Consider the following 23,590-nt stretch of genomic DNA (forward strand, 5'->3'; position numbering starts at 1 on the left):
TTAACTATAAACATTATTAAATAATTGATTCCATTTAATTGTTCTTGCTAAAGACTCATTTAAACTAAATGTATTTGTAAGGTCAAGGCTTTTAGCTTTCGAAATATCTGGGACTAAGGAATGAATTTTATTATGATTATCCTTAGTATATCTAGACGTAACTTCTATATTCCTATTGAATAATTTTGTAATCAATTTTGAAAGTTCTAGAATTGAAATTGCTTCATCGCTTCCTACATTATATATTTCTCCCGTATATTCCACGGAAAGAATTCTAAGCATCCAATAGGCCATATCACTACCATACATATAACTTCTTACATTATTTTCATTACCTAAAATCCGGATATTACCTCCAATTAAGGCTTCTCTAATAAAGCTATTTACGGCCCATGGTTTATCAAGTTTTTGGTATGGTCCAATAAAAGCAAATGGCCTTACTATAGTTATAGGCAACCTATGCTGATTTCTATAGATAGAGCAAAGCGTTTCTGCCATTCTTTTTGCTTCACCATAAGCAGAATGTATAGAATTACATTCCATTACACCTAGATCACTTTCGAAAATATTTTTTTGATTTAATTTTGTTACATTACCATAAATGTAATTTGAACTTACATGTAGGATGTTCTCTAGATCTGGTAATCTATATGACGTCTCAAGGACTGCTGATGTTCCCTTCAAAATGGTATCTATTGTTTTTAGCGGTTGGGATACATGCTCTCGGCTATCAGGGCTGCAAGCAGCATTTACTACATAATTAATATCTGAGGGTAATTCACTTATATACTTTACATCCTGTTCAATAAAAAAAATATTGACATTTTTTGAAATAGTAGGATATTCTGATTTGAAAGTTTCGATGTCTCTTGCAAGCAGATAAATTTTAGTGTTAAAACCAAATTGCTTATTCAAATAAATTATCATTTCGGAAATCCACTTCCCAATAAAACCAGTTCCCCCAGTGATAAGAATATTCTTATTACTTAGAGGGCGCAATAACTCAACATCTGTACACGACCTTTCACAATCTTGTTGAATAAAAGTGCTATTAGATAGACTATTCATGTTTATCTTTTTTTAAAATTTCCATAACCACTTCAATAATAATATCTTCTTGTCCAGCAACTACTTTTTTCTCCCCTAAAGCAAAGTAAATATCCCTTTGATCAACATTAAACTCTTTTGCAAGTCGTTTCACTTGCTTAGAAAACCCAGAGAAAACCCCTGCCAACCCACTAACAATACTTTCAGATTTTATCACAGGTATATTTTGCATTATCTCTAATTCAGCAATTTCAGAAGCATCTAAAATTTTATAAAAGTCAATGTTTGTATTGTATCCAAGTTTGTTCAAAACTGCAACAAGTACCTCTAACTGAGCATTACCTGCACCAGCACCAAATCCTCTTGCAGTGCCATCTAAAATAGTAGCGCCAGCTTCCAATGCAGTAATAGAATTTGCAATTGCTAACCCCAAATTATTATGTGCGTGAAATCCAACAGGAATATTTAATGAACTTGTTAATGCAGAAATTTTTTCAGTTACAGAATTAGGCAAATACGCACCTGCAGAATCCATAATTATAATTCCTTCTGCACCATATAATTCCATTTTTTTTGCTTCTTCAACTAATAACGTAGCACTTACCATATGACTCATCATAAGAACGCCATATACTTCCTTACCTTTTTCCCTTGCATAACTAATATGCCTTTGAGTAATGTCTGCTTCTGAACAATGTGATGCAACTCTAATTACATCAACACCAATGTCAATTGCTAACTGTAAGTCTCTTTTAATTGTAGCAAATCCAGGAATAACATGTATTCCAAGTTTCGAATTACTAAGATTTTTTCTAGCCGTTTCAAGTAACACTTTGTCAGACTCCAAAGCTATACCAACCTGTAGGGATGAAGCCCCTAAGCCATTACCATGTCCAACTTCAACAATTGGAACTTTTGCTTTATTAGCTGCTTCACAATATATTGCAACCTGTTTGGCACTCAACTGATGAGAAACAGCATGATTTCCGTCCCTCAAAGTTGGATCACTAATTAAAATATCTATCATAATAATATTACATGTTAAATTTATTAATGATATTAGCCATGGTTTCTGTTTTTTGCGTATTCTTCTGCAACTGTAATTGCTGCACAATTAATAATATCTAAATTTCCTGCATACTTTGGCAAATAATCTCCAAGACCAATTGCTTTAACCATCACAACAATTCTACCGTTTTCGTAAATCGGAGGTACTAACAATTGATAACCTGGCACATAACTCTTAATTTTTTCTACGATTAAATCAATCTCCATTTTCAGCTCTTCCAAATTAGCTTTATCAACTTTTGCAAAAATGGTTGTTTGCATATCAATGCACGGAGTTGCAGGATTCAAGTTTAAAATAGCTTTTGTTGTTTTGGCTTTAGAAAATATTTTTACTCCGTATTCTGTTGTATCAATATACTCATCCAAATTCAGCCTTGTAGCAGGCCCAGCACTTTTCGAAGCTATACTTGAAACTACTTCAATATATTCAATATTTTTATGGGTTTTACCTATTGCAAATGCAATAGGTATAGATGCTTGCCCACCACAAGTAACCATATTGACATTCTTCTGTTTTACTGACTCTTCTAGATTAACGGCAGGGATACATAATCCACCTAATTTTGCTGGGGTTAAATCAACGACAATTTTTCCTAATTTTTCTAATATTTCCCAATGATGAATTGCATTTTTTGCAGAAGTACAATCAAAAACTAAATCACAACAATTCGGATTTTTCTCAATAGCCCTGATACTTTCATCAGAGACATTTATACCCATATTTATGGCCTTTGCCATTCCTGGTGAAGACAGATTCCTTCCAATAAACAAAACACAATCTAGAAATTCAGAACGCTGAATCTTTATCATTAAATCAGTTCCAATATTTCCACTTCCCAAAATAGCAACTCTTAATTTTTTCATATACAATAATTAATCGTATATATTTTTTGATTTATCATGTAATCCATTTATCATATTTAATTGTAGCTCTTCCCGTGATAAGAAAGGAGACAAATCTTCCAAAGGTGGTGAAATTAATGTGCCATCTTTTTTAATTACGAATGATAGTTTTGGGAAGAAGGGCTGCTGAGGATCCATAAACACTTCACAAATTACGGGACCAGTTGCAGCTTGCACTTGGGGTATTACACTTTCAAAATCTTCAATAGTTTTAATTTGAAATGAGGGAATATCAAATGCTCTTGCTATTGAAGTAAAATTTGGACAAGAAACACCTGAATTAATATCAACACCTGACCTCCTTCCAGAAAAAAGTGCATTTTGCGTATGTTTAATCATCAAATAACCATCGTTATTAAAAATAAATAATTTTATCGGCAGTTTATGATGTACAACAGTTTGTAATTCTTGTAAATTCATCATCATCCCTCCATCACAGTTCAAACACATTACTTCTCCCTTGTTTTTGGCAAATGAAGCTCCTATTGCTCCGGGTAAACCATATCCCATTTCTCCTAGCCCAGTAGAAGTCATTAATCTTTGTCCATCTTTTATTTTCAAGGTTTGATGTCCAGACAAAAGGGCTGTTCCCATATCTGTCACAATAACTTGATCATCTTTTAAATGGTCATTTAAAAGATTAATGAATCTATATGAATTTAGAAAGCCATTAGTGTCTGGATGGTCGGAAGTAGAGTACCAAGGGTATGTTTTTCTATAAGAATTGCATTTTTGAATCCATTCATTATATTTTTCTCCATTCCATATTTCATTTTCCAATCTTCCAATTAATAAACTAATAAACTCTTTTGCATCAGCATGAATACTCAATTTATATCTATCAGAATATTTTGCCAATTCATTTTTGTCTATATCAACTATTACTATTTCTGCATCTCTTGCTAATTCATTTATCTCATAACCAATTTGAGAAATAGCCATTCTTGTACCTATGCATAATAGAAAATCGCAATTTTGTACAACAAAATTAGCACATCTTTGGCCATACGTACCAGCCCTCCCATAAACTAGATCATGGTTAGAATTGATCATATCTATTCCAGCCCAAGTAATTAATGAGGGAATATTAGATTTTTCAACTAAGTCCTTAACAAGTTCTTGTCCCCCAGCTAACCGAATTCCATGACCTAACCAAAGAACAGGTCTTTTTGCATTTTTCAGGGCATTAACTACAGTATCAATAGATTCTTCTAATGAATCTGTTAAATCTAATGGTTCCAACATTAATGAATCAAATTGCTCTAAATCACCAACATTTACTTTTGTAGACTGTATATTTAATGGTACATCTACCCAAACAGGTCCAGGCCTTCCATGAAGTGCAATGGCATGGGCTTGTTGAAGATCTTTTAGGATAGTATTAGGCTCTTTTACTCTTTTAACAAATTTTGTAACTTTTTCAACCATTTTAGTACTATCATAACCTTGCACTCCCCACATTCTAAGGTCTTTATGCAAGTCAACGTACTTCAAGTTTTCATTTCCAGAAATTATAATACCTGGAATTGAATCAGCCCAAGCACTTACTACACCAGTTATCCCATTTGTAGATCCAGCACCAGTAGTTAATAAAGCGGCAGAAATTTTTCCACAAGTTCTGTAATATGTCTGAATTGCCATACAAGCTGCCTGTTCATGGTGAACACAAATAATTTCAGTAAACCCTCTTTGTGTTATTGCATCAAAAATGTGTGCATTACCAGCACCAATTACTCCAAAAACATGTTTAATATCATTTGATTCTAGAAATTCAGCTATATATTCACTAACTTTTTGCTCTTTCATAAATTACATTTTTATTCAAAACTCTTTATTGTTCTTGTAAATCCCTCTTTAACATTTATGGAAGGTGTCCAACCGATGTTCATTATTTTATCAATATTTGGAGAATTAACTTTAATTGAACTTTTTAAATAATTTTTATTAGGATTTTCAGAGTAAACAACTTCCAATTTTAATTCTGGTTTCATATCCACCAATATTTTAGCCAACTCAAGCATACTTAATTCTTGATATGGATTCCCAACATTATATACATTACCAATTTCACCATGAAGAAGCGTTGTTAAGAACCCTAATGTAGCATCTGCCACATAACAAAAAGCTCTTCTAGCTGATCCATCGCTTTTTAAAACAATATCTCTTTTTTGTAAAATATTGGAAACAAAATCAGCGAATACTCTTCCGTCGTCCAATGCCATTCCTGGGCCGTAGGTATGAAAAGGTCTAACAATTTTAACTTTAACACCGTATTGATGATACCAGCTAATACATATGTTTTCTCCCATTCTTTTGCTTTCAGCATAACAGGAACGTACATTTATTGGATTTAGATATCCAAATGTATCCTCCTTAATGGGAACCTGTCCTTCTTCAACTTCTCCATATACTTCACCTGAACTAAAAAACAAAAAAGAATCAACGTTTTGCTTTCTTGCAATATTTAATAAATTAATTGTTCCTAAAATATTTGCAGAAAGTGTACCAACTGGATCAATATTATAGTGCTTAGGGCTAGCTTGACTAGCTGCATGTATTATGTAATCAATTTTGCAGTCAAAATCATGTGTTTCGCAGACATCCTTTTCTAATATTGAAAAAAAATGATTTGAAAGTAACCCAATAAACCTAGCTTTCGTTTTTTCTAAATTGCGTACCCAAGCTATTACTTTAATATTTGCATCACTATAAAGATTATTAATAGATAGAAGCGTTTCAACTAAATAGGCTGGTAACATCCCATTTGCGCCAGTAATAAGAAAGGTTTTGTTTTTAATTTTATCAACGCCTTTCAAATTGTCGAGAATAAAATCAATATCCTGTTTTATTACTTGATTCATAATAAATTCAAATAATTGGAAATCTGCACTTCGGTAAACTTACTAATATTTGATTTATCAATACTAAAGACTTTGTACCATTCAATTGTCATCTCAACCGCTTTTTTAGCACTCAATTGAGGCTTCCAGCCTAATTCAGATTCTGCTTTACTTATATCCAACTTTAATATTCCAGCTTCATGTAACTGATTTTGCTGTTCTGCATTCTCAAAATCACCTATACCCCAGTATTGAATAGCCAATTTTACAATTTGACCAACAGAAAGGACATCTTCATTATATGGCCCGAAATTATAAGCGCCATGTAATTGGTTTGACTCATTTGACATTTTTAATCCAAGCAATAAATATCCAAATAAAGGCTCTAGTACATGTTGCCAGGGTCTAACTGACTTCGGATTCCTAACAAGTACTTTATTACCCTTGATTAAGGACTTTGCTATATCAGGCAATAATCTATTTTCTGACCAATCTCCACCACCAATTACATTTCCTGCTCTTCCTACTGAAATTAATTTTTTATGACTATTAAAATCTGTTAAATTAAAAAAAGAGTTTCTGTAAGAGTCTATAACCAACTCAGCACATGCTTTACTAGCACTGTAAGGATCATAACCACCAAGTCTATCTGTTTCTCTATACGGATAGACCCACTCATTGTTATGATAAACCTTATCTGTTGTTATTAAAATAACATTACAATTTTTGTCTAAAGTCCTAATTCCATCTAGCAAATTTGCAGTTCCAATTGCATTAACTTCAAATGTTTCGGAAGGAATTGAATAAGACATTCTAACTAATGGTTGTGCAGCCAAATGGAACACATAATCTGGTTTAAATTCTCTTATCTCACTCAACAATTTATTTCTATCACGCAAGTCGGCTGTAATTGAATCACATAGTTTGTCGCCATTTATTAAATTATAAAGATCATATTCTGTTTGTGGGGCTAATGCATACCCCTTAACTTCTGCACCTAAAAGATGTAATATTTTCACTAACCACGCTCCTTTGAAACCAGTATGACCTGTTATGAAAACCTTTTTTCCAGAGTATGTATTAATTAATTGATCTTTCATAGTTACCAAATTTTCCAAGGTGCGTTTCCTGAATTCCACAAACCTTCCAGCTCAATCCTATCTCGCAAAGCATCCATTGGCTTCCAAAACCCATGATGTTTATAAGCAGCCAATTGTTGGTCATTGGCAATATTGATTAATGGTAGTTTTTCCCATTGAATATTATCCATATCCCCTTCTAAATAATCAAATACTTTAGGTTCAAGAACAAAATAACCGCCATTAATCCACATTCCATCTCCATCTGGTTTTTCAACAAAATGATTTACAATTCCAGATTCAGCTATTTCTAAATTACCAAATCTACCTGGTGCCTTTATACTAGTTAAGGTTGCAATTTTACCATGACTTAAATGAAAGTCCAACAATGAATTAATATTGATATCTGCTAATCCATCACCGTAGGTTAACATAAAAGTTTCATTTTCAATATATTTTTGAATTCTTTTTATTCTACCAGCTGTATTAGTATTAATTCCTGTATCAACAAGTGTTACTTTAAATGATTCACTGTTTGAAAAATGAACATCTATTTTGTTTTTCTCAAGTTCAATTGTAACATCTGAATTATATAAATAATAATTTATAAAATATTCTTTTATTAAATGTGCTTTATAGCCAAGACATAATACAAATTCGTTGAAGCCAAATTTTTCATAAATTTTCATGATATGCCATAGGATTGGTCGTCCACCAATTTCGACCATTGGCTTGGGTCTTGCCTCCGTTTCTTCCATCAATCTTGTTCCTAAACCACCCGCAAGTATTACAACTTTCATAGATTTCTTAATTTTGATTAAAAGGATGCTTAGATGATGGCAATTTAATGAACGGATGATAATCCCCATTTGCACCAATCGGTGTTTGTGTTCTTATATCATGAACGATTTCTATCGCAGTTTTTGCTTCCATTAATGGAAATCCATTACCATCAAGAATTTGCTGATAGCTTTGTGTATGCAGTTCTGTAAATCCATCGCTAAATTCAAATGATTCTCCATCTACAGATAAGGATCTAAAAGTTCTCTTGCCTGTGTTTCTTACATCCTCAGGGATATTATCATAATTGATACTTAAATACCATCTAACTCTAGCATTTGTAAATTCTAAAAAACCTGCAGCTCTGTCATGCTCATGTAAATGAACAATATTTTTTTTCAATGATCCAAAAATCCAAGAAAGCATATCATAAAAATGAACTCCGATATTCGTTGCAATTCCTCCCGACTTATCAACGTCACCCTTCCAACTTGTATAGTACCAATTCCCTCTGGAAGTTATATATGTAAGATCCACATCATAAATTTTATCTGTAGGACCTTTAGAAATTTTTTCTCTGAGTTCAATTATCGCCGGATGTAGCCTTAATTGAAAAATATTATAAACTTTTTTTCCAAATTCCTTTTCTGCATTAGCAAGTGAATCAATGTTCCAAGGATTTAACACTAGAGGTTTCTCACAAATAACATCTGCATGATTTCTTAAGCCAAATCTAATATGTGCATCATGTAAATAATTCGGCGAGCATACACTTAAAAAATCAATAGGGGCATCTTTTTGTTTTAATTTTTCAACATGTCTATCAAATCTTTCAAATTCTGTAAAGAAGTCTGCTTCTGGAAAGTAACTATCTAAAATTCCTACGCTATCAAATTTATCTAAGGCTGCTGTTATTGTATTACCAGTATCCTTTATTGCCTTCATGTGTCTTGGCGCAATGAACCCTGCTGCACCAATCAATGCGAATCTTTTCATAAATTATATTTTTTTAACTTGATTATTCGAAAGTTCATACCTATCATTAGACTCTAAACAAATTGCAATATTATCTTTAAAATTTAATCTATGACCATACTCACTCATCCAACCAATTTGTCGGGCTGGGTTTCCTACTACTAAGGCATAAGGAGGTACATTTTTAGTAACAACTGCACCTGCGCCAATGAAGGCAAAATCGCCAATATCGTGTCCACAAACAATTGTTGCATTTGCACCAACACTGGCTCCTTGACCCACATGGGTTTTGGCAAACTGGTCTCTCCTGTTCACTGCACTGCGTGGGTTGGTTACATTGGTGAACACACAAGAAGGACCTAAAAAAACATCATCTCCACAGGTTACTCCTGTGTATAAGGATACATTATTTTGTACCTTAACGTTGTTTCCTAATATGACTTCCGGAGAAATCACTACATTCTGACCGATATTACAATTTTTACCGAGTCTACAATTGGGCATGATGTGTGAAAAATGCCAAATTTTGGTTCCGGCGCCTATTTCACAACCTTCCTCTACCACTGCAGTCGGATGTATAAAATAATCCATAAGTATAATCATGTGTTTAAAAATGTAGAGATCTTATCTGCAATGAAGATTTGTTCTTCAATCGTTAATTCCGTGTGCATCGGGATAGATAATACAGAATCGCAAAGTGAATTCGTAATTTCCAAATCACCTGTTGTTCTACCTATTTCTCTATAAGCTTCTTGCTGATTTAATGGGATTGGATAATAAATCATGGAAGGTATTCCATTTTCTTTTAAGTACTTTTTCAAGCCGTCACGCTTACCACCACTAATTATCATGGTATATTGATGGAAAACATGGGTAGAGTGAGCAGCCCTTTTTGGTATTTGTAGTTGTTCAAGATTAGCAAGCAGGCTATCATACCGACTTGCAGCAGCTTGACGGGCAGCGCTATATTGATCGAGGTATTTGAGTTTAACATCTAGCACAGCCGCCTGTAGTGTATCTAATCTAGAATTTACACCTATGTATTTATGAATATATTTCTTTATCTGTCCATGATTTGCAATCATTCTAATTTTATCGGCTAATCCTTCATCATTGGTAAAAATTGCGCCTCCGTCTCCATAACACCCTAAATTTTTCGAAGGAAAGAATGAGGTGCAACCAATATCACCCATAGTACCCGCATGCTTTTGAGTACCGTCTTTGAATGTATATTTTGCACCAATTGCCTGTGCAGTATCTTCAATTACATAGATTCCGTGCTGCTTAGCAAAAGCCAAAATTTGCTCCATATCAGCACATTGTCCAAACAAATGAACTGGAACAATTGCTTTTGTTTTTGAAGAAATCGCTTTTTCAATGTTTTCATGAGTAATATTAAAGTAAAAAGGATCAACATCAACCATAACTGGAACCAAACCAAGTAGTCCTATCACTTCTGCAGTTGCTACATATGTAAATGAAGGAACTATAACCTCATCTCCAGGTTGGAGACTCAATGCCATCATTGCAATTTGTAACGCATCTGTTCCATTTGCACATGGAATGACATATGCGCCACCCAAATATTGAGAAAGATTTTTTGAGAATTCTATAACGGATGGTCCATTTATAAAATTTGCACTACGAATACATTCAAGTATTGCATTATCTATCTCGTTTTGAATTTTCGAATACTGACCTTTCAGGTCAACCATTTCAATTTTCATAATTAACTGTGTTATAGTCTTGCGTCAACTAAAGAACGCTCCAAAAATGATTTAATGTCATAAATGATTGAATTTGAACTGGCGCAAATTGCTTTAATATCTAATTCAAGAAATTCTTTGTGTGAAACAGCTAAGATAATTGCATCATACTTGTCTGAAATGGATTCGACTAAATCAATTCCGTATTCTTCTTTTACCTCATGTTTATCAGCATGAGGATCATAAACATCAACATTCATGTTAAATTGCTGAAGCTCACGAAAAATATCTATGACTTTTGAATTTCGAATATCAGGGCAGTCTTCTTTAAAAGTAATCCCTAAAATCAATGATTTAGAATTAGAAATAACATGATTTTTTGATATAAGTAACTTCACTAATTTGTTAGCAACAAACATCCCCATATTATCATTAACTCTTCTTCCAGATAAAATAACTTGAGGATAATATCCAAGACTTTCAGCCTTATGTGCTAGATAGTATGGATCAACACCAATACAATGCCCTCCAACTAAACCTGGTTTATATTTTAAAAAATTCCATTTGGTTCCAGCAGCCTCAATGACATCATTTGTATCAATCCCCATTTTATCAAATATTAATGCTAATTCATTAACAAAAGATATATTTACATCGCGTTGAGCATTTTCAATAGCTTTTGAAGCTTCTGCTACTTTTAAACTCGGAGCTTTGTGAGTACCAGCTTCAATAATACTAGAGTACAATGCATCCACAACTTCTGCAATTTCTGAAGTTGAGCCAGAAGTTACCTTCTTTATTTTAGTTAGCGTATTAATTTTATCTCCTGGATTTATTCTTTCTGGAGAATACCCACAAAAAAAATCTAGATTGTATGTCAATTTTGAATTTTTTTCAAGTACTGGAACACAATCCTCTTCAGTACATCCTGGGTAAACTGTTGATTCATAAATTACAATATCTCCAGTTTTTAAAACTTTTCCAATCATTTCAGAAGCTTTAAGCAATGGTGTTAAATCTGGAGCCTTAAATTGATCGATAGGTGTTGGCACAGTAACAATATAAACATTACATGACGTCAAATCATCAACTTTGTGCGAAAAGCTTAATCCTACATTGCCATTATTAGACAAACTCATGGCATGTGATAATCCGGCTAGGTCTGCTTCATTTGTTCGGTCTCTACCAAAAGTCAGCTCTTCGATTCGATCTTTGTTTATATCGAATCCTAATACCTTATATTTTTTACCAAATTCTATAGCCAATGGAAGGCCAACATAACCTAAACCAATAATTGCAATTTTTTTGTCTTTAATATTCATACATTATAATTTTAATTTAATTACGCACCAAACTGCGCACCAAACTCATTTATTTTTGATGTTTTGAGTTAATCTGAAATTTTAAACAAAACTATTTAACGCTGTAAATCAATGAATTAATGATTTACAATTATTTGAATATAGGAATAGGCGGTCTGAGCCACACTAATTCAACAAATGAAAATACGGCCCACTGAAATTCTCTAAAAAGGAATGTTGCTCTTCTTTCGAATAAACCGCCACCCGAATTTTTTTTGGAATAAGCTCTTCCGCTTTTTGTATTAATTGATATAAATAATTTTTATCGACATCCCCTATGAGCACTAAGTCCACAAAAGGGGAATCTTTCCCCTCCGCTAAATCCCCCGTCAAATACACTTTTTCTACATTCCCCAATTTGTCAATCACCTGCTCAATAATCTGATCCAAGCCCACAAATTGCATGATGATACTCCGCAAGGATGAGAACATGGGATGCTGAATATTCACGGAATAATGCTTCACTTTGGAGTTATCAGGGTCCGACTGCACTTGGATTAAATGCATGTCGTTCAATTTATTAAGCTCCAAGCGAACGGTATTGCTACTCACACCAAGCTCTCGCTCCAAACCACGCAAATAGACCTTGCTGGCAGGATTTAGCAGTAGTTTAGTCAATAGTTTGACGCGTATTTTACCAGAAAAAATAGAATCTAATTTCAACGTGTAGGGAAAGTCTTTCCACGGCTTCGCCACCTGAGTCACATATTGACTAAGTAGGCTGATACAAAATTGAGTAACAAAAATAAAGTTTTTGGTTCAAAAGTGGAAATAATATTTATTATGTGGTCCGCTTAATAATAAATCCGGCCTCTGGGCTTTAAATTCCCTATATTTGTAAATTATCAGAACGATGAAGCGATTATTTGATCTATTTCTGGCCGTCATATTATGTTCACTCTTAGCTGTTCCAGCTATCTTGATTGCCCTTTTAGTTCGCTTAACTTCCCCCGGACCTATCATTTACTGGTCCACTCGAGTTGGGAAAAATAACATCCCCTTTCCCATGCCCAAGTTTAGGACCATGTTAACCCATACTCCCGTAGTGCCCACACATCTTTTGAACAATCCAGATCAATTTCTAACACCCATCGGTTCGTTTTTGAGAAAATCTAGCCTAGACGAAATCCCTCAACTCTGGTGTATTTTAAAAGGGGATATGTCCTTCGTGGGTCCCAGACCCTCGCTACCCAGCCAAACAGATCTCAATACCGCTAGGACTCAAGCCAACATTCATCTGCTAGTTCCCGGACTCACCGGTTGGGCTCAGGTCAATGGACGCGATGAAATCCCCAATGAACAAAAAGTGGCCTATGACGCCGAATACCTGCAACATCAATCTTTCCTTTTTGACTTAAAAATCATTTGCCTGACGGCTTGGAAGGTGGTCAAGCGGGATGGGGTGGTGCATTAGGAATGAAGAATTGAAAATGTAGAATTAAGAATTTAGGAGATTAAACTTATTGATATTTTGAAATTAGTATTTTTAATGCGAGCTAATTTATGGAGATTTATTCTGTAAAAATGGATGGAAAAGAAGACTCCTTGAAATAGCCATTTCCCCGATTTTGCCCTTATTATAAGAACGAAAAATCTCCCACTAGCCAACCCTATATGTTGCCCAAAAAAAAATGGACTGTATTGCCTCCGCCTGATAAAGAAGCTCTTGAACAATTATCCTTAGAATTAAATACAGTTAAAAACCCATATTTCCTTCAATTACTACTTTCCCGAGGAATTAAAAATTTCAATGAGGCGAAAGCATTTATGCTTCCTGAGATGCAGTCCATACATGATCCCTTTCTGATGAAGGACATGGATAAGGCTGTGGCACGTTTAGGTCAAGCCTTAGAAAACGGAGAAAAAATCCTGATTTATGGAGATTATGATGTGGATGGAACTACCTCAGTGGCCTTGGTTTATGGTTATCTATTGGAAGTACTTGGTGCAGATTGTGATTACTACATCCCTGACCGATATACAGAAGGTTACGGCGTCTCTCAAGCGGGAGTTGAATTTGCAAAGGACAATGGCTACAGTTTAATTATCTCGTTGGATTGTGGAATCAAAGCCCATGAAAGAGTAGCTTGGTGTAATCAACAGGGCATTGATTTCATCGTTTGTGACCACCATTTACCTGATGATGAGCTACCGGAAGCCATCGCCGTGCTAGACCCCAAAAGAAAAGATTGCCAATACCCATTTAAGGAATTAACAGGCTGCGGTGTAGGATTTAAGCTCCTCCAAGCCTTCATAGAAGCCAATTTCCTGGAGCCTGAACCCCTGTGGGATAAGATTGATTTATTGGCTTGTAGTATTGCCGCGGACATGGTTCCCATCACGGGAGAAAATAGGATTTTCACTTATTTTGGGTTGGAAAAACTAGGAAAAAACGCCTTGCCTGGTATAGCTTATTTGCTTCAAACTGCTGGTAAAACGGCTCCCATTCAAGTAACGGATATTGTCTTCTCCATATCTCCTGTCATCAACGCTGCAGGAAGAATGGATCATGCTCATGGGGCAGTGAAACTATTGTTGGCAGCTGATATGTTAGAGGCAAGTCAGTTAGCCGAGGCCGTTTTAAAGCAAAATCAAAGTAGAAAAGAAGTAGAAAAAGAAATTGTCCAACAAGCCCTCGAGATTTTTCATAAAGATTCCTTTTTACCCACGGCTTTCTCTACTGTGTTATTTCACCCCTCATGGCACAAGGGAGTGGTGGGGATTGTCGCTAGTAAGATTCAGGAACATTATTATCGACCTACCATTATATTAACCGAATCCAACGGCCAGCTGGTAGGCTCTGCTCGTTCTGTCAAAGGCTTTGACATTCATGCCGCACTGGAATCTTGTGCTGATTTATTAATCCAATTCGGGGGACATACCCATGCGGCTGGTTTACATTTGCATCCGGAAAACTTAGCTGCATTTATCTCGCGATTCGACGAACTGGTGAAAAAAGGCTTGAGCGAAAATCCCCCGCCTGCAGAGCTGCTGATTGATCTTGAAATTCCACTATCTGCTCTTAATTTGGCATTTCATGATAAATTATTGATTCGACTTTCTCCTTTCGGGCCAGGAAATATGATTCCGCTATTTCTAAGTAAGCAACTCTTTCAAACAGCTCCTCCTACCATTTTGAAAGAGGCACACTTGAAATTATTTGTTCAAGACCGTCCCGAAAATCCAACCATGGAGGTCATTGCGTTCAACCTTCGTGCCGACTTCTATGAAGGTTTAATGGATGCCTATTTGAATCAGAAGCCTATTTCTTTAGTGTACCATGTAGAGGTCAATGAATTTAGAGGAAACAGAAAGTTGCAATTGAGGGCTTTGGATATGGCTTAAAAAATGGCTTTTTAAGCCTTGGTTAATCTCCAAGAACTGTGAGATATTTGATATTTCACCCCCGAGTTAATGATGGTCATTTCATATGAGATGTTCATTACCTAGTCTTACAAGCCTTGCTTAAACCTGTGTGTGGTGAGCTTTCATAAGTCGATATTGCTCAACCAATTTTATGATGGAACAATATAGATAAGAAAGTCTAAGAAATAAACCGAGTTTTTTCAGAGTTCAGAGGGGATTGGATATTAAAAAAGGATGTCTTTATTTTAACAATGAATGTCCCTAAAAATTAGCCTATAATGACACTCTGACAAAGAGGCCTGAATTTAACTTTTCAAATTTAGAAGGACCATAATAATCAAAGTTCATACCTACACCATAGGTGAATTTCTTATGGGTAATGCCTGCTCTAAAGGTATATCCACTTCGGGCATGCAATCCATCTTCTATCGATTGATTGTATAAAACTTGTGCCCGAGTATATAATCGAGTTTTTTGTCCTAAACTAGGTTTATACTCCAAAATACTAACGGTTTCCATATTGGTGCCAGGTAATAAACAAATACTCGGAGAAACGATGATAAGCCAAGTAGGATTTGCTTTGAAAAATTGAAGTCCCATTAAAGGAACTAAGCCCAGTTTAAAATGCCACTGAGCGCCCGCAGAAGCCTTAAGGTTATGGCCAAGATCGTACAAAACATTATTCACCACCACTATTTCTGTTTCATCTGCTTTATTTTTATAATCTACGGCCCCATTGGTCACATTAAAAAAGGAAAATTTCCCTCGAGCATCTATCGGTTTGGAAAGAATCAGCTGAAAATTCGTTCGCTTGTCACCAAACATCACCTCAGCAGGTATGGGTGCTGGAGGGGCTGTCAATGCTTGCTGAGAATAAGTAGTCGTAGATAATAGGAATAAAATTCCAAACAAAAAGAATTGGCCATTTTTCATGGCGGCAAATATAAAAAGGATTATTTAACGGATAGCCATACTTTCATGAAGTTCAGGAACTAAGCGATAAAAAGCGAAATTTCTAAGATGAAATAATCCCCTAATTAAAAAACATTTCATCCACTAAAAACAAGGCACGCTTATCTTTAGCTGGGTGCCAGCCCGGAATTTTCTCTAAAGGTTTGGCCACTATTTTAATGTACTTCACCTTACTAGTCTTGAACTTTGTCCCTATCAAAGGTAGCGTATGCGGGAAATTTTCCTTTGGAATCTCGGGTTTAAATTTCGACAATAACTTCCATTGATTTTCAACCGTGGCACCCCAGACTTCCACGAGTTCTGGTGGGAATATCCCCGTTTGAGTTTCCACCATAATTCTCAACTCCACTGATGACAATGCAATTGGCTCTTTAAACATAGAAACCAATACTAAGTCATTATTTCTTACACCTGCCCAGTTATTCGCCCATGCTGGACTGTTTGCATTAAAGGTGCCTAAACGGCCATCAAAAAAAGTCTTCGCTCCAGCAGCTTGGTGAACCCGGTTTAAAGGTGTTAATAGCACGGAACTATCTGGTTTAAAATGCCCACGGTAAAAATCAAAAATAGCTTCATCACTGCCTATCCAACCTGGTTTGAAGGCTCTTGCATGAATGGAGGTATTTTTATCTAAGCGCAAACTTCCGGTAAACAAAGGAGCAATGGCACTATCTGGCCTAGAGCCATCCAAGGTATATCGAATCTCAACTCCCTTAATAGGATGTCCTAATTGAGCTAGGATAAATTGATCAAAAATCGTCGATGAATTCTTAACTAGAGGTGGATTTAATTTGAGTGGATTAGTCCCATCATCATGAAAACCTCCAATCACTTGTATGCCTTTCAATTGCTTTTGAAGTGCCTGAATTTCTGCTAGACTTAAACCCGTATCCCAGACAAATACCTTTTTCAAATTAGGGATAGCTTTCAGCGCATTGCCTAAACCTGGTGCTTTTAAATGAGTTCCGGTTAAGGATAACAACATCAATTCTTTCAATCCAGCCAATTCTTTCAAACCCACTTCTGTAACATCCGTAAAATTCAAGTTGAGCGTATGCAAATGCTCAAAAGGCTTAATATGCTCCAAATCCGCATTTTGAACAGGCATTTTAGCTAGACTTAATGAAACGATTTGTTCCTTAATCTCCTTTAATTCTTCCAATTTTTTAGCCTGATATTGTGCCTTATTAAAGAAATTGACTGATAAAGCAGGTGAATCCTTCGCAAATAGTAAAATAGTCCGATATTCATTGGAAAGCTTTTGAATGGTCTTTTCATCAGCCTCAGAAAAATCAAAACTCTCCACTGGAGAAGTGGAAGTCGCCAACAATTTACTAGATAAAATCCGCAAAGAATCACTTGATTCAAAATCTAGTACTTTTTGTGTAAAAGTAGCCTGGCGTTTCACCCACCATGACAATAATTGCAGCTCATCATCTGTCAATTGAGGTCTTCCGATGGGAGGCATGTGCTTTTTGTCGTCTATGGACAAATGAGCGCGCTGAATCAACAAACTCAATTCTGGCTTACCTGCTACCAATAAGGGTCCCGTTTTACCTCCTTTGGCAATGGCCTTAGCATCTGTCAACAATAACTCTCCCTTTATTTTATCTGGATTGTGGCAGGCAACACATTTCTTTTCCAAGATCGGCTGAACTACATCCTGGAAAACCAGGGCTTCTTCCAATGGCACTGTTTTATTTTTTATCAAGGGCTCCAACACAAAATTTCCTCCGTGAGTCAAATTTCCGCCAAAATGGCCTACCATAATCAGCAAAATCACCATACCCAATGAACTGGCCTTCACCATTCCTGGGCTATACCAATCCTTATTTCTGAACAAATAAATCCCTGAAGCTAATAGGTAAGTAGCCAAACCCAAATAACGATGCCACCATAAATCTGCACCACCATAACCCGGTTCTCTGGCTAAAAAAATTCCCATAATGACTGTGATTGCAGAGCTCAATGCTCCGGTCAAAAGAATTCCTTGGCTGAATTGTTGATAAAAATCGTTTTCTTCCCAAGTAGGATGGAATCTGAAATATTCCATCAACATGCCAATAAAAAGCAAAACAATAGGGAAATGAAGTAATACAGTATGAAGTCTACCGATAGGCTGCAAATAAAGGGGGATTTGAAGAGAATCTTCAAACAGAAATAAAAACCCTACAAAGAAAAAGGAGGCGATTAAAATCTGTTCGAGTATTCGGATAAGCTGAAATTTCTTCATGTGAAGCTATTAACTAATGATATCTCGAACCACTTTTCCTGATACATCAGTTAAACGGAACCTACGACCCATATGTTTATAAACTAATTTTTCATGATCTAAGCCTAATTGATTCAGTACAGTGGCCTGAAAATCATGGACATGCACTGGATTCTTTTGGACATTATAACCTAGTTCATCTGTTTCACCATAGACCATTCCCGGTTTGATGCCACCACCAGCCATCCAAATACTGAAACAACGCGGGTGATGATCCCTGCCATAATTATCGATGGTTAGTTTACCTTGACTATAACATGTTCTACCAAACTCCCCACCCCAAATCACCAAAGTTTCATCTAATAAGCCTCTTTGCTTTAAGTCCATCACCAAAGCAGCAGATGCTTGATCTGTATCTTTCGCCTGACTCTGAATCTCAAAGGGTAAATTACCATGCTGATCCCAACCCTGGTGGTACAGTTGAACAAATCTTACCCCATTTTCCGAAAGCTTTCTAGCCAAAAGGCAGTTGGCGGCAAAGGTCCCAGGAACCAAACAATCTGGGCCATACAACTTAATGATATCGTCGGATTCCTTGGACAAATCCATCACCTCCGGAACGGCCGTCTGCATGCGATACGCCATTTCATACTGTTTTACTTTGGCTGAAATTTCGGGGTCACCAAATTCTTGGTACGACAAATCATTCAACTCCGCTAAATGGTCTAGCATCTCCCTACGTTCCTTGCGGTCCATCCCCTCAGGATCTCTCAGATATAAAACAGGGTCTTCCCCTTTGCTAAATTGAACCCCTTGATGAATGGAATCCAAAAAGCCATTGGACCACAATTTGGAATACACTCCTTGACCATTTCCAATACCTCGTGACAATAAGACCGTAAAATCTGGTAAATTCTTATTCTCATTTCCCAAACCATAGCTCAACCAAGAACCCATACTTGGACGATTGCCTTGTTGAGAGCCTGTCTGAAAAAATGTTAAGGCTGGATCATGATTAATGGCCTCCGTATACATGGATCGAATGATGCAGATATCATCTACAATCTTGGAGGTATAGGGCATGATATCACTTATCCATGCCCCTGATTGACCGTATTGCTTGAAATTAGTAAAAGATGGCGCCAGCGGAAAAGTGGCTTGATTGGCCGTCATTCCAGTTAATCGCTGTGTTCCACGAACGGAAGCTGGAAGGTCCAAACCCATCATGTCACAAAGCTTCGGCTTATAATCAAAGGTTTCTAATTGAGAAGGAGCCCCATTTTGAAATAAATAAATAACCCGCTTGGCTTTAGGTGCAAAATGGGGTATGCCCGGGGTAAATTCTGCCCCATCTTGGTCGCCACCATTCAATAATCCTGGCACCAACAAGGAACCTAGGGCTACACTACCCAAACCTAAACTCATGGTGGATAAAAATCTCCTTCTATTAAAGCTTAGCCCATGCTCCAGTATTTCTTTTTCTAACATTCGCTTAGGTTCTAGTAATGGTTTCCTCCAAATTATAAATGGTATTAACTACCCGCATCAATGCCGCCAACAACTGTTTGTCCACCTCTTTGGGAATAGGATACTCCCCAACAGACAACATTTTTTCTGCCTTTTTAGCATTGATTTTCTTCAATTCATTTTGGTAATAAGTGGTCAAAATCCCCATCTCTTTTTCAGACGGCTTTCTGCAAACGATCATTCTAAAAGCTTTGTTAATTTTATCACTGACCTGATTTTTTTCTTGTAATAATTTAGCAGCCAACACACGAGATGCTTCTAAAACAGTAGGGTCATTCATCATCACCAAAGCTTGCAAAGGGGTATTGGTTTTCAATCGTCTTACTTCACATACATCTCGATTACTGGCATCAAAAATGCTCATAGTAGGCGGCGGAACAGTTCTCTTAATCAAAGTGTACATCCCTCTCCTATACAAACTGGCTCCATGATCTTGCACATACATAGACAATAAACCACGGCCGGAGGTAGCACCTTCCCATAGGCCCGGTGGCTGATAGGGTTTTACACTTGGACCACCAATTTGCGGAACCAAAAGGCCACTACTGGATAATACCACATCTCGGACAAATTCTGCATTGATTCTGGAGCGTGAAGAGCGAGATAAATACACGTTTTCAGGGTCCTTGGCAAGTTTATCTGGGGTGATTTTAGCAGACTGTCTGTAAGTTGCTGACATCACCATCTGCTTCACCAAACGTTTAATATTCCAGCCATGATCCATGAAATCTACCGCTAGCCAATCCAATAAGGCTGGGTTAGTAGGTAACTCTCCTTGCATACCAAAGTCGCCCGTGGTCTTGACAATTCCTTTACCAAAAAACTCTTGCCACATTTGATTCACAAATACACGGGCGGTTAATGGATTCTTTTTATCAAACAACCATTTCACTAATCCCAATCTGTTTTTTGGCAAATTGGATGAAAAAGGTAAAATGACAGTAGGCATAGCCGGCTGAACCACATCGCCTGGAGCATCATAATTCCCTCTTTTCAATATGGTACTGACACGAGGTGTATCCAAATCACTCATGACAGAGACAATGAGACGTGAGGTATCTTTTTTATTAATGAACTTTAAAATCCCTTTCACATCTTCATTGCTAATTTCCATCAAAGGCTTTTTCGCGTAAGTCTCAGGGCCTCCAATGACAGACTCAATCCCCACTTCCTTCACATTATTAAAAAAGGCGAAAGCCTGATAATAATCTTTTTGAGTAATAGGGTCATACTTATGATCATGGCAGCGAGCACATTCCAAAGTAATTCCTAAAAATGCCTTCCCCAAAAGATCGCTTCGATCAGCTACATAACTTACCCGGTATTCTTCTTGAATAACACCGCCTTCCTCGGTTATCTTGTGATTACGGTTAAATCCCGTAGCCAATAATTGTTCTTTAGTCTGTGCCGGATTAGTGGTAGGAATTAAATCGCCAGCCAATTGCCAACTGACAAACTGGCTATAAGGCATATTTTTATTTAAGGCATGAATCACCCAATCCCTCCAAGGCCATTGCGTTCTGTATCCATCATCTTGGTAGCCATGCGAATCCGCATAGCGCGCCAAGTCTAACCAAAAAACCGCCATTTTCTCCCCGTAGCTAGGGTTTTTCAAGAGCTCATCGACCATTTTTTCATAGGCACGAGGTGAATTATCTGCCATGAAGCGATCCATTTGACTCAAGCTGGGAGTAAGACCATTAAGGTCTAAAGACACTCGCTTTAATAACCTTTCCTTATCCGCCTCCTCATTAGGACTTAAGTTTTTTTGTTCCATTTTATGCAGAACAAAATAATCAATCTCATTTTTTACCCAATCCTTCTTATCAACATCTGGAATTGACGGCTTCTTGGGTGCTACAAAAGCCCAATGTTTTTCGTATTTAGCGCCCTGCTTAATCCATTTTTCAATCAAATCTATTTCCCGCGCTGTCAGCTTCAAATGAGAAGCCTTGGGCGGCATCATCTTCGTAGTATCATCTGTGCTGATACGTAAAAATACCTCAGACAATTCTGGCTTACCTGGAACTAAAGCATAGGCATTGGGATGTTCTTTCAATGCTTTAAACACGCTGATAGAGTCATCCAAACGTAAACCCGCCTCTCGCTTATTCGCATCTGGACCATGACATGCGGCACATTTATCCGACAAAATTGGTCTTATGTCAAAATTATAACTAACCAAATCAGGGATAGGCTCTTCCTGAATTTGGGTGCCATTTGATGAGGAACAAGCATTCAAACCAAGGGTGAACCCAAGGGCACATATCCATAAAAAAAGTGGATGAATTCTCTGCATTAGGCTTTAATCAATAAATCTTTGACAACTTGTCCTTTCCCATCTGGTGTGGTGTAGAATGGCCTTTTCTCTATTTCGTATTGGGTATCTGGCTTAATGCCTAATGTATGATACATCGTTTGGTGAATACCTGCAATTTTCACTGGATTTTCGATGGTTTTACAAGGTCTTTCATCCGCCGTCTTTCCATAGACATGCCCACGTTTGATTCCTCCTCCAAACATTAAAATGGAGCAACCATCGGTGAAATGCCTGTGCATACCATAAAACTTCATATCGTTCAGAATCTCCGGCTGATTTACCTGCTCTTTTACCGTTTGGTCTGGTCTTCCTTCCACCATCATATCCCGACTAAACTCGGAAGCTAGAATCACCAAAGTTCTGTCTAGGTGTCCCGATTTATCCAAATCCTTGATCAATTGAGAGACAGGGCCGTCAATTTGCTTTTTCATACCAACCATACGAGTATGACCATTTTCATGGGTATCAAAACCATAGAATGGTTCATATTCGGTAGTAACAGAAATAAATCGCGCCCCTTGTTCGGTCAATCTTTTGGCTAGCAAACAGCCCAAGCCAAATCGACCCGTGTTATATATATCGTAACTTTCTTTCGGCTCAGAGCTTAAATTAAAGGCCTTAGATTCGGGTGAATTCAACAAGATATAGGCCTGCTCCATGGAACGGCGAAGTGATTCTTTTTGGTAATCACTTCCAAAATCTCCGAACGGACTACGACTGATTAAATCATTGTATAATTTATTCCGACTCTCAAATCGCTTCATGTTCATACCAACTGGTGGACGAACACTATCTAAGCCTTGACTCGGATCTGGAATGAAGAAGGGGCCAAATTCATTTCCTAAAAATCCGGCAGAATGGAAAGCTTTTAATTCTTCACCTTCACCTACCGTGAAACGCTGTCCAATATCAATAAAGGCAGGTATTACTGGATTTTTTGGTCCCAATTCCTTGGCAATCCAAGCCCCCATGTGAGGGGCCGCAACTGTTTGAGGAGGCTCGTAACAAGTATGCCAATTGTATTGATGACGAGTATGTAAAATATGGCCTAAGTCGGCCGCCACATAAGAACGAATCAAAGTCCCTTTATCCATCACACTTCCTATCCCCTCCAAGCCTTCTGAAAAATGAATACCATCCAGTTTGGTAGGTACAGACTTGAAAGTACTTAGTACCCGATTGCCCTCCATTCCCTTCTCGTACGGAGTATACCGTTTCGGGTCAAAAGTCTCCGTATGAGCCATTCCACCAGCCATCCATAGTAAGATCACCGTATCAGCCGTGGCTGCCCTTTGTGCCACAGGATTATTGAAGCCACCTAGCACACTGGCCACCGGTGAATTCATTCCCAGCGCGGCCAATGTAGCCATACTCGTATTCTGTAAAAATTCCCTTCTATTATATTTCGTCTTCATATACAAAAATACATGATTT

General features: G+C 37.0%; 19 protein-coding genes. 2 read left to right on the forward strand and 17 right to left on the reverse strand.

Features of this window, described 5'->3' with window-relative positions:
- The 12 genes from ESB04_RS09565 to ESB04_RS09620 all read right to left on the reverse strand — a co-directional run bounded on the left by ESB04_RS09565 (nucleotide 1) and on the right by ESB04_RS09620 (nucleotide 12,422).
- Complete coding sequence (locus ESB04_RS09565) at nucleotides 1-1,068, reverse strand: NAD-dependent epimerase/dehydratase family protein (protein WP_129027510.1); 1,068 nt, start codon at nucleotides 1,066-1,068, stop codon at nucleotides 1-3.
- Nucleotides 1,061-2,074, reverse strand: a complete 1,014-nt coding sequence (dmpG, locus tag ESB04_RS09570) for a 4-hydroxy-2-oxovalerate aldolase (RefSeq protein ID WP_129027511.1) — start codon at nucleotides 2,072-2,074, stop codon at nucleotides 1,061-1,063. Before dmpG ends, ESB04_RS09565 begins: the two co-directional genes overlap by 8 nt.
- Nucleotides 2,075-2,106: 32 nt before the next feature.
- The gene (locus ESB04_RS09575) at nucleotides 2,107-2,979 is read right to left on the reverse strand and encodes an acetaldehyde dehydrogenase (acetylating) (RefSeq protein ID WP_129027512.1); all 873 of its coding nucleotides are present in this window, start codon (nucleotides 2,977-2,979) and stop codon (nucleotides 2,107-2,109) included.
- A gap of 9 nt (nucleotides 2,980-2,988) precedes the next feature.
- Nucleotides 2,989-4,824: a thiamine pyrophosphate-binding protein gene (locus ESB04_RS09580; RefSeq protein WP_129027513.1), complete on the reverse strand. Its 1,836-nt coding sequence runs from the start codon at nucleotides 4,822-4,824 to the stop codon at nucleotides 2,989-2,991.
- Nucleotides 4,825-4,835: 11 nt separating this feature from the next.
- Nucleotides 4,836-5,879, reverse strand: a complete 1,044-nt coding sequence (locus tag ESB04_RS09585; RefSeq protein WP_129027514.1) for an NAD-dependent epimerase/dehydratase family protein — start codon at nucleotides 5,877-5,879, stop codon at nucleotides 4,836-4,838.
- Nucleotides 5,876-6,958 carry a CDP-glucose 4,6-dehydratase gene (rfbG, locus tag ESB04_RS09590; RefSeq protein WP_129027515.1) on the reverse strand — a complete coding sequence of 361 codons (1,083 nt, stop codon included), beginning with the start codon at nucleotides 6,956-6,958 and terminating at the stop codon, nucleotides 5,876-5,878. Before rfbG ends, ESB04_RS09585 begins: the two co-directional genes overlap by 4 nt.
- A gap of 2 nt (nucleotides 6,959-6,960) precedes the next feature.
- Entirely contained in the window at nucleotides 6,961-7,737 is a 777-nt protein-coding gene (gene rfbF, locus ESB04_RS09595) for a glucose-1-phosphate cytidylyltransferase (protein WP_129027516.1), read from the reverse strand.
- 7 nt (nucleotides 7,738-7,744) lie between these two features.
- A complete protein-coding gene (locus ESB04_RS09600; RefSeq protein WP_129027517.1) occupies nucleotides 7,745-8,713 on the reverse strand; it encodes a Gfo/Idh/MocA family protein in 969 nt (322 codons plus the stop codon).
- A 3-nt stretch (nucleotides 8,714-8,716) separates the two neighbouring features.
- Nucleotides 8,717-9,295 (reverse strand): acyltransferase, encoded by a 579-nt coding sequence (locus ESB04_RS09605; RefSeq protein ID WP_235832217.1) that lies wholly within the window; start codon nucleotides 9,293-9,295, stop codon nucleotides 8,717-8,719.
- A complete protein-coding gene (locus tag ESB04_RS09610) occupies nucleotides 9,292-10,419 on the reverse strand; it encodes a DegT/DnrJ/EryC1/StrS family aminotransferase (RefSeq protein ID WP_129027518.1) in 1,128 nt (375 codons plus the stop codon). Before ESB04_RS09610 ends, ESB04_RS09605 begins: the two co-directional genes overlap by 4 nt.
- Before the next feature lie 11 nt (nucleotides 10,420-10,430).
- Entirely contained in the window at nucleotides 10,431-11,720 is a 1,290-nt protein-coding gene (locus ESB04_RS09615; RefSeq protein ID WP_129027519.1) for a nucleotide sugar dehydrogenase, read from the reverse strand.
- 165 nt (nucleotides 11,721-11,885) lie between these two features.
- Nucleotides 11,886-12,422 (reverse strand): helix-turn-helix domain-containing protein, encoded by a 537-nt coding sequence (locus tag ESB04_RS09620; RefSeq protein ID WP_164969633.1) that lies wholly within the window; start codon nucleotides 12,420-12,422, stop codon nucleotides 11,886-11,888.
- A 190-nt stretch (nucleotides 12,423-12,612) separates the two neighbouring features.
- Between ESB04_RS09620 and ESB04_RS09625 the strand changes: the two genes are divergently transcribed.
- Nucleotides 12,613-13,173: a sugar transferase gene (locus ESB04_RS09625; RefSeq protein WP_129027521.1), complete on the forward strand. Its 561-nt coding sequence runs from the start codon at nucleotides 12,613-12,615 to the stop codon at nucleotides 13,171-13,173.
- A 200-nt stretch (nucleotides 13,174-13,373) separates the two neighbouring features.
- Nucleotides 13,374-15,104: a single-stranded-DNA-specific exonuclease RecJ gene (gene recJ, locus ESB04_RS09630; protein WP_235832218.1), complete on the forward strand. Its 1,731-nt coding sequence runs from the start codon at nucleotides 13,374-13,376 to the stop codon at nucleotides 15,102-15,104.
- A 294-nt stretch (nucleotides 15,105-15,398) separates the two neighbouring features.
- On the opposite strand, the gene ESB04_RS09635 is transcribed toward recJ, so the two are convergent.
- The 5 genes from ESB04_RS09635 to ESB04_RS09655 form a co-directional block, all read right to left on the reverse strand.
- Complete coding sequence (locus tag ESB04_RS09635) at nucleotides 15,399-16,058, reverse strand: hypothetical protein (protein WP_129027522.1); 660 nt, start codon at nucleotides 16,056-16,058, stop codon at nucleotides 15,399-15,401.
- 100 nt (nucleotides 16,059-16,158) lie between these two features.
- Entirely contained in the window at nucleotides 16,159-18,330 is a 2,172-nt protein-coding gene (locus tag ESB04_RS09640; RefSeq protein WP_129027523.1) for a c-type cytochrome domain-containing protein, read from the reverse strand.
- A gap of 9 nt (nucleotides 18,331-18,339) precedes the next feature.
- Nucleotides 18,340-19,797, reverse strand: coding sequence for a DUF1501 domain-containing protein (locus ESB04_RS09645; protein WP_129027524.1), 1,458 nt, complete (start codon nucleotides 19,795-19,797; stop codon nucleotides 18,340-18,342).
- A 4-nt stretch (nucleotides 19,798-19,801) separates the two neighbouring features.
- Nucleotides 19,802-22,135, reverse strand: a complete 2,334-nt coding sequence (locus ESB04_RS09650) for a PSD1 and planctomycete cytochrome C domain-containing protein (protein ID WP_129027525.1) — start codon at nucleotides 22,133-22,135, stop codon at nucleotides 19,802-19,804.
- Nucleotides 22,135-23,571: a DUF1501 domain-containing protein gene (locus tag ESB04_RS09655; RefSeq protein ID WP_129027526.1), complete on the reverse strand. Its 1,437-nt coding sequence runs from the start codon at nucleotides 23,569-23,571 to the stop codon at nucleotides 22,135-22,137. The genes ESB04_RS09650 and ESB04_RS09655 overlap by 1 nt, the downstream gene beginning before the upstream one ends.
- Nucleotides 23,572-23,590: the final 19 nt, after the last annotated feature.

Source organism: Aquirufa rosea (assembly GCF_004118285.1).
Taxonomy (GTDB): domain Bacteria; phylum Bacteroidota; class Bacteroidia; order Cytophagales; family Spirosomataceae; genus Aquirufa; species Aquirufa rosea.

What these genes read in the sequence shown, in the direction of transcription:
- ESB04_RS09605 (WP_235832217.1), bottom strand. Translation starts at nt 9,295, where the DNA reads ATGATTATACTTATGGATTATTTTATACATCCGACTGCAGTGGTAGAG.
- ESB04_RS09635 (WP_129027522.1), bottom strand. Translation starts at nt 16,058, where the DNA reads ATGAAAAATGGCCAATTCTTTTTGTTTGGAATTTTATTCCTATTATCT.
- ESB04_RS09640 (WP_129027523.1), bottom strand. Translation starts at nt 18,330, where the DNA reads ATGAAGAAATTTCAGCTTATCCGAATACTCGAACAGATTTTAATCGCC.
- ESB04_RS09645 (WP_129027524.1), bottom strand. Translation starts at nt 19,797, where the DNA reads ATGTTAGAAAAAGAAATACTGGAGCATGGGCTAAGCTTTAATAGAAGG.
- ESB04_RS09610 (WP_129027518.1), bottom strand. Translation starts at nt 10,419, where the DNA reads ATGAAAATTGAAATGGTTGACCTGAAAGGTCAGTATTCGAAAATTCAA.
- ESB04_RS09655 (WP_129027526.1), bottom strand. Translation starts at nt 23,571, where the DNA reads ATGAAGACGAAATATAATAGAAGGGAATTTTTACAGAATACGAGTATG.
- dmpG (WP_129027511.1), bottom strand. Translation starts at nt 2,074, where the DNA reads ATGATAGATATTTTAATTAGTGATCCAACTTTGAGGGACGGAAATCAT.
- ESB04_RS09585 (WP_129027514.1), bottom strand. Translation starts at nt 5,879, where the DNA reads ATGAATCAAGTAATAAAACAGGATATTGATTTTATTCTCGACAATTTG.
- ESB04_RS09575 (WP_129027512.1), bottom strand. Translation starts at nt 2,979, where the DNA reads ATGAAAAAATTAAGAGTTGCTATTTTGGGAAGTGGAAATATTGGAACT.
- ESB04_RS09565 (WP_129027510.1), bottom strand. Translation starts at nt 1,068, where the DNA reads ATGAATAGTCTATCTAATAGCACTTTTATTCAACAAGATTGTGAAAGG.
- ESB04_RS09600 (WP_129027517.1), bottom strand. Translation starts at nt 8,713, where the DNA reads ATGAAAAGATTCGCATTGATTGGTGCAGCAGGGTTCATTGCGCCAAGA.
- ESB04_RS09625 (WP_129027521.1), top strand. Translation starts at nt 12,613, where the DNA reads ATGAAGCGATTATTTGATCTATTTCTGGCCGTCATATTATGTTCACTC.
- ESB04_RS09650 (WP_129027525.1), bottom strand. Translation starts at nt 22,135, where the DNA reads ATGCAGAGAATTCATCCACTTTTTTTATGGATATGTGCCCTTGGGTTC.
- recJ (WP_235832218.1), top strand. Translation starts at nt 13,374, where the DNA reads ATGTTGCCCAAAAAAAAATGGACTGTATTGCCTCCGCCTGATAAAGAA.
- rfbF (WP_129027516.1), bottom strand. Translation starts at nt 7,737, where the DNA reads ATGAAAGTTGTAATACTTGCGGGTGGTTTAGGAACAAGATTGATGGAA.
- ESB04_RS09615 (WP_129027519.1), bottom strand. Translation starts at nt 11,720, where the DNA reads ATGAATATTAAAGACAAAAAAATTGCAATTATTGGTTTAGGTTATGTT.
- ESB04_RS09580 (WP_129027513.1), bottom strand. Translation starts at nt 4,824, where the DNA reads ATGAAAGAGCAAAAAGTTAGTGAATATATAGCTGAATTTCTAGAATCA.
- rfbG (WP_129027515.1), bottom strand. Translation starts at nt 6,958, where the DNA reads ATGAAAGATCAATTAATTAATACATACTCTGGAAAAAAGGTTTTCATA.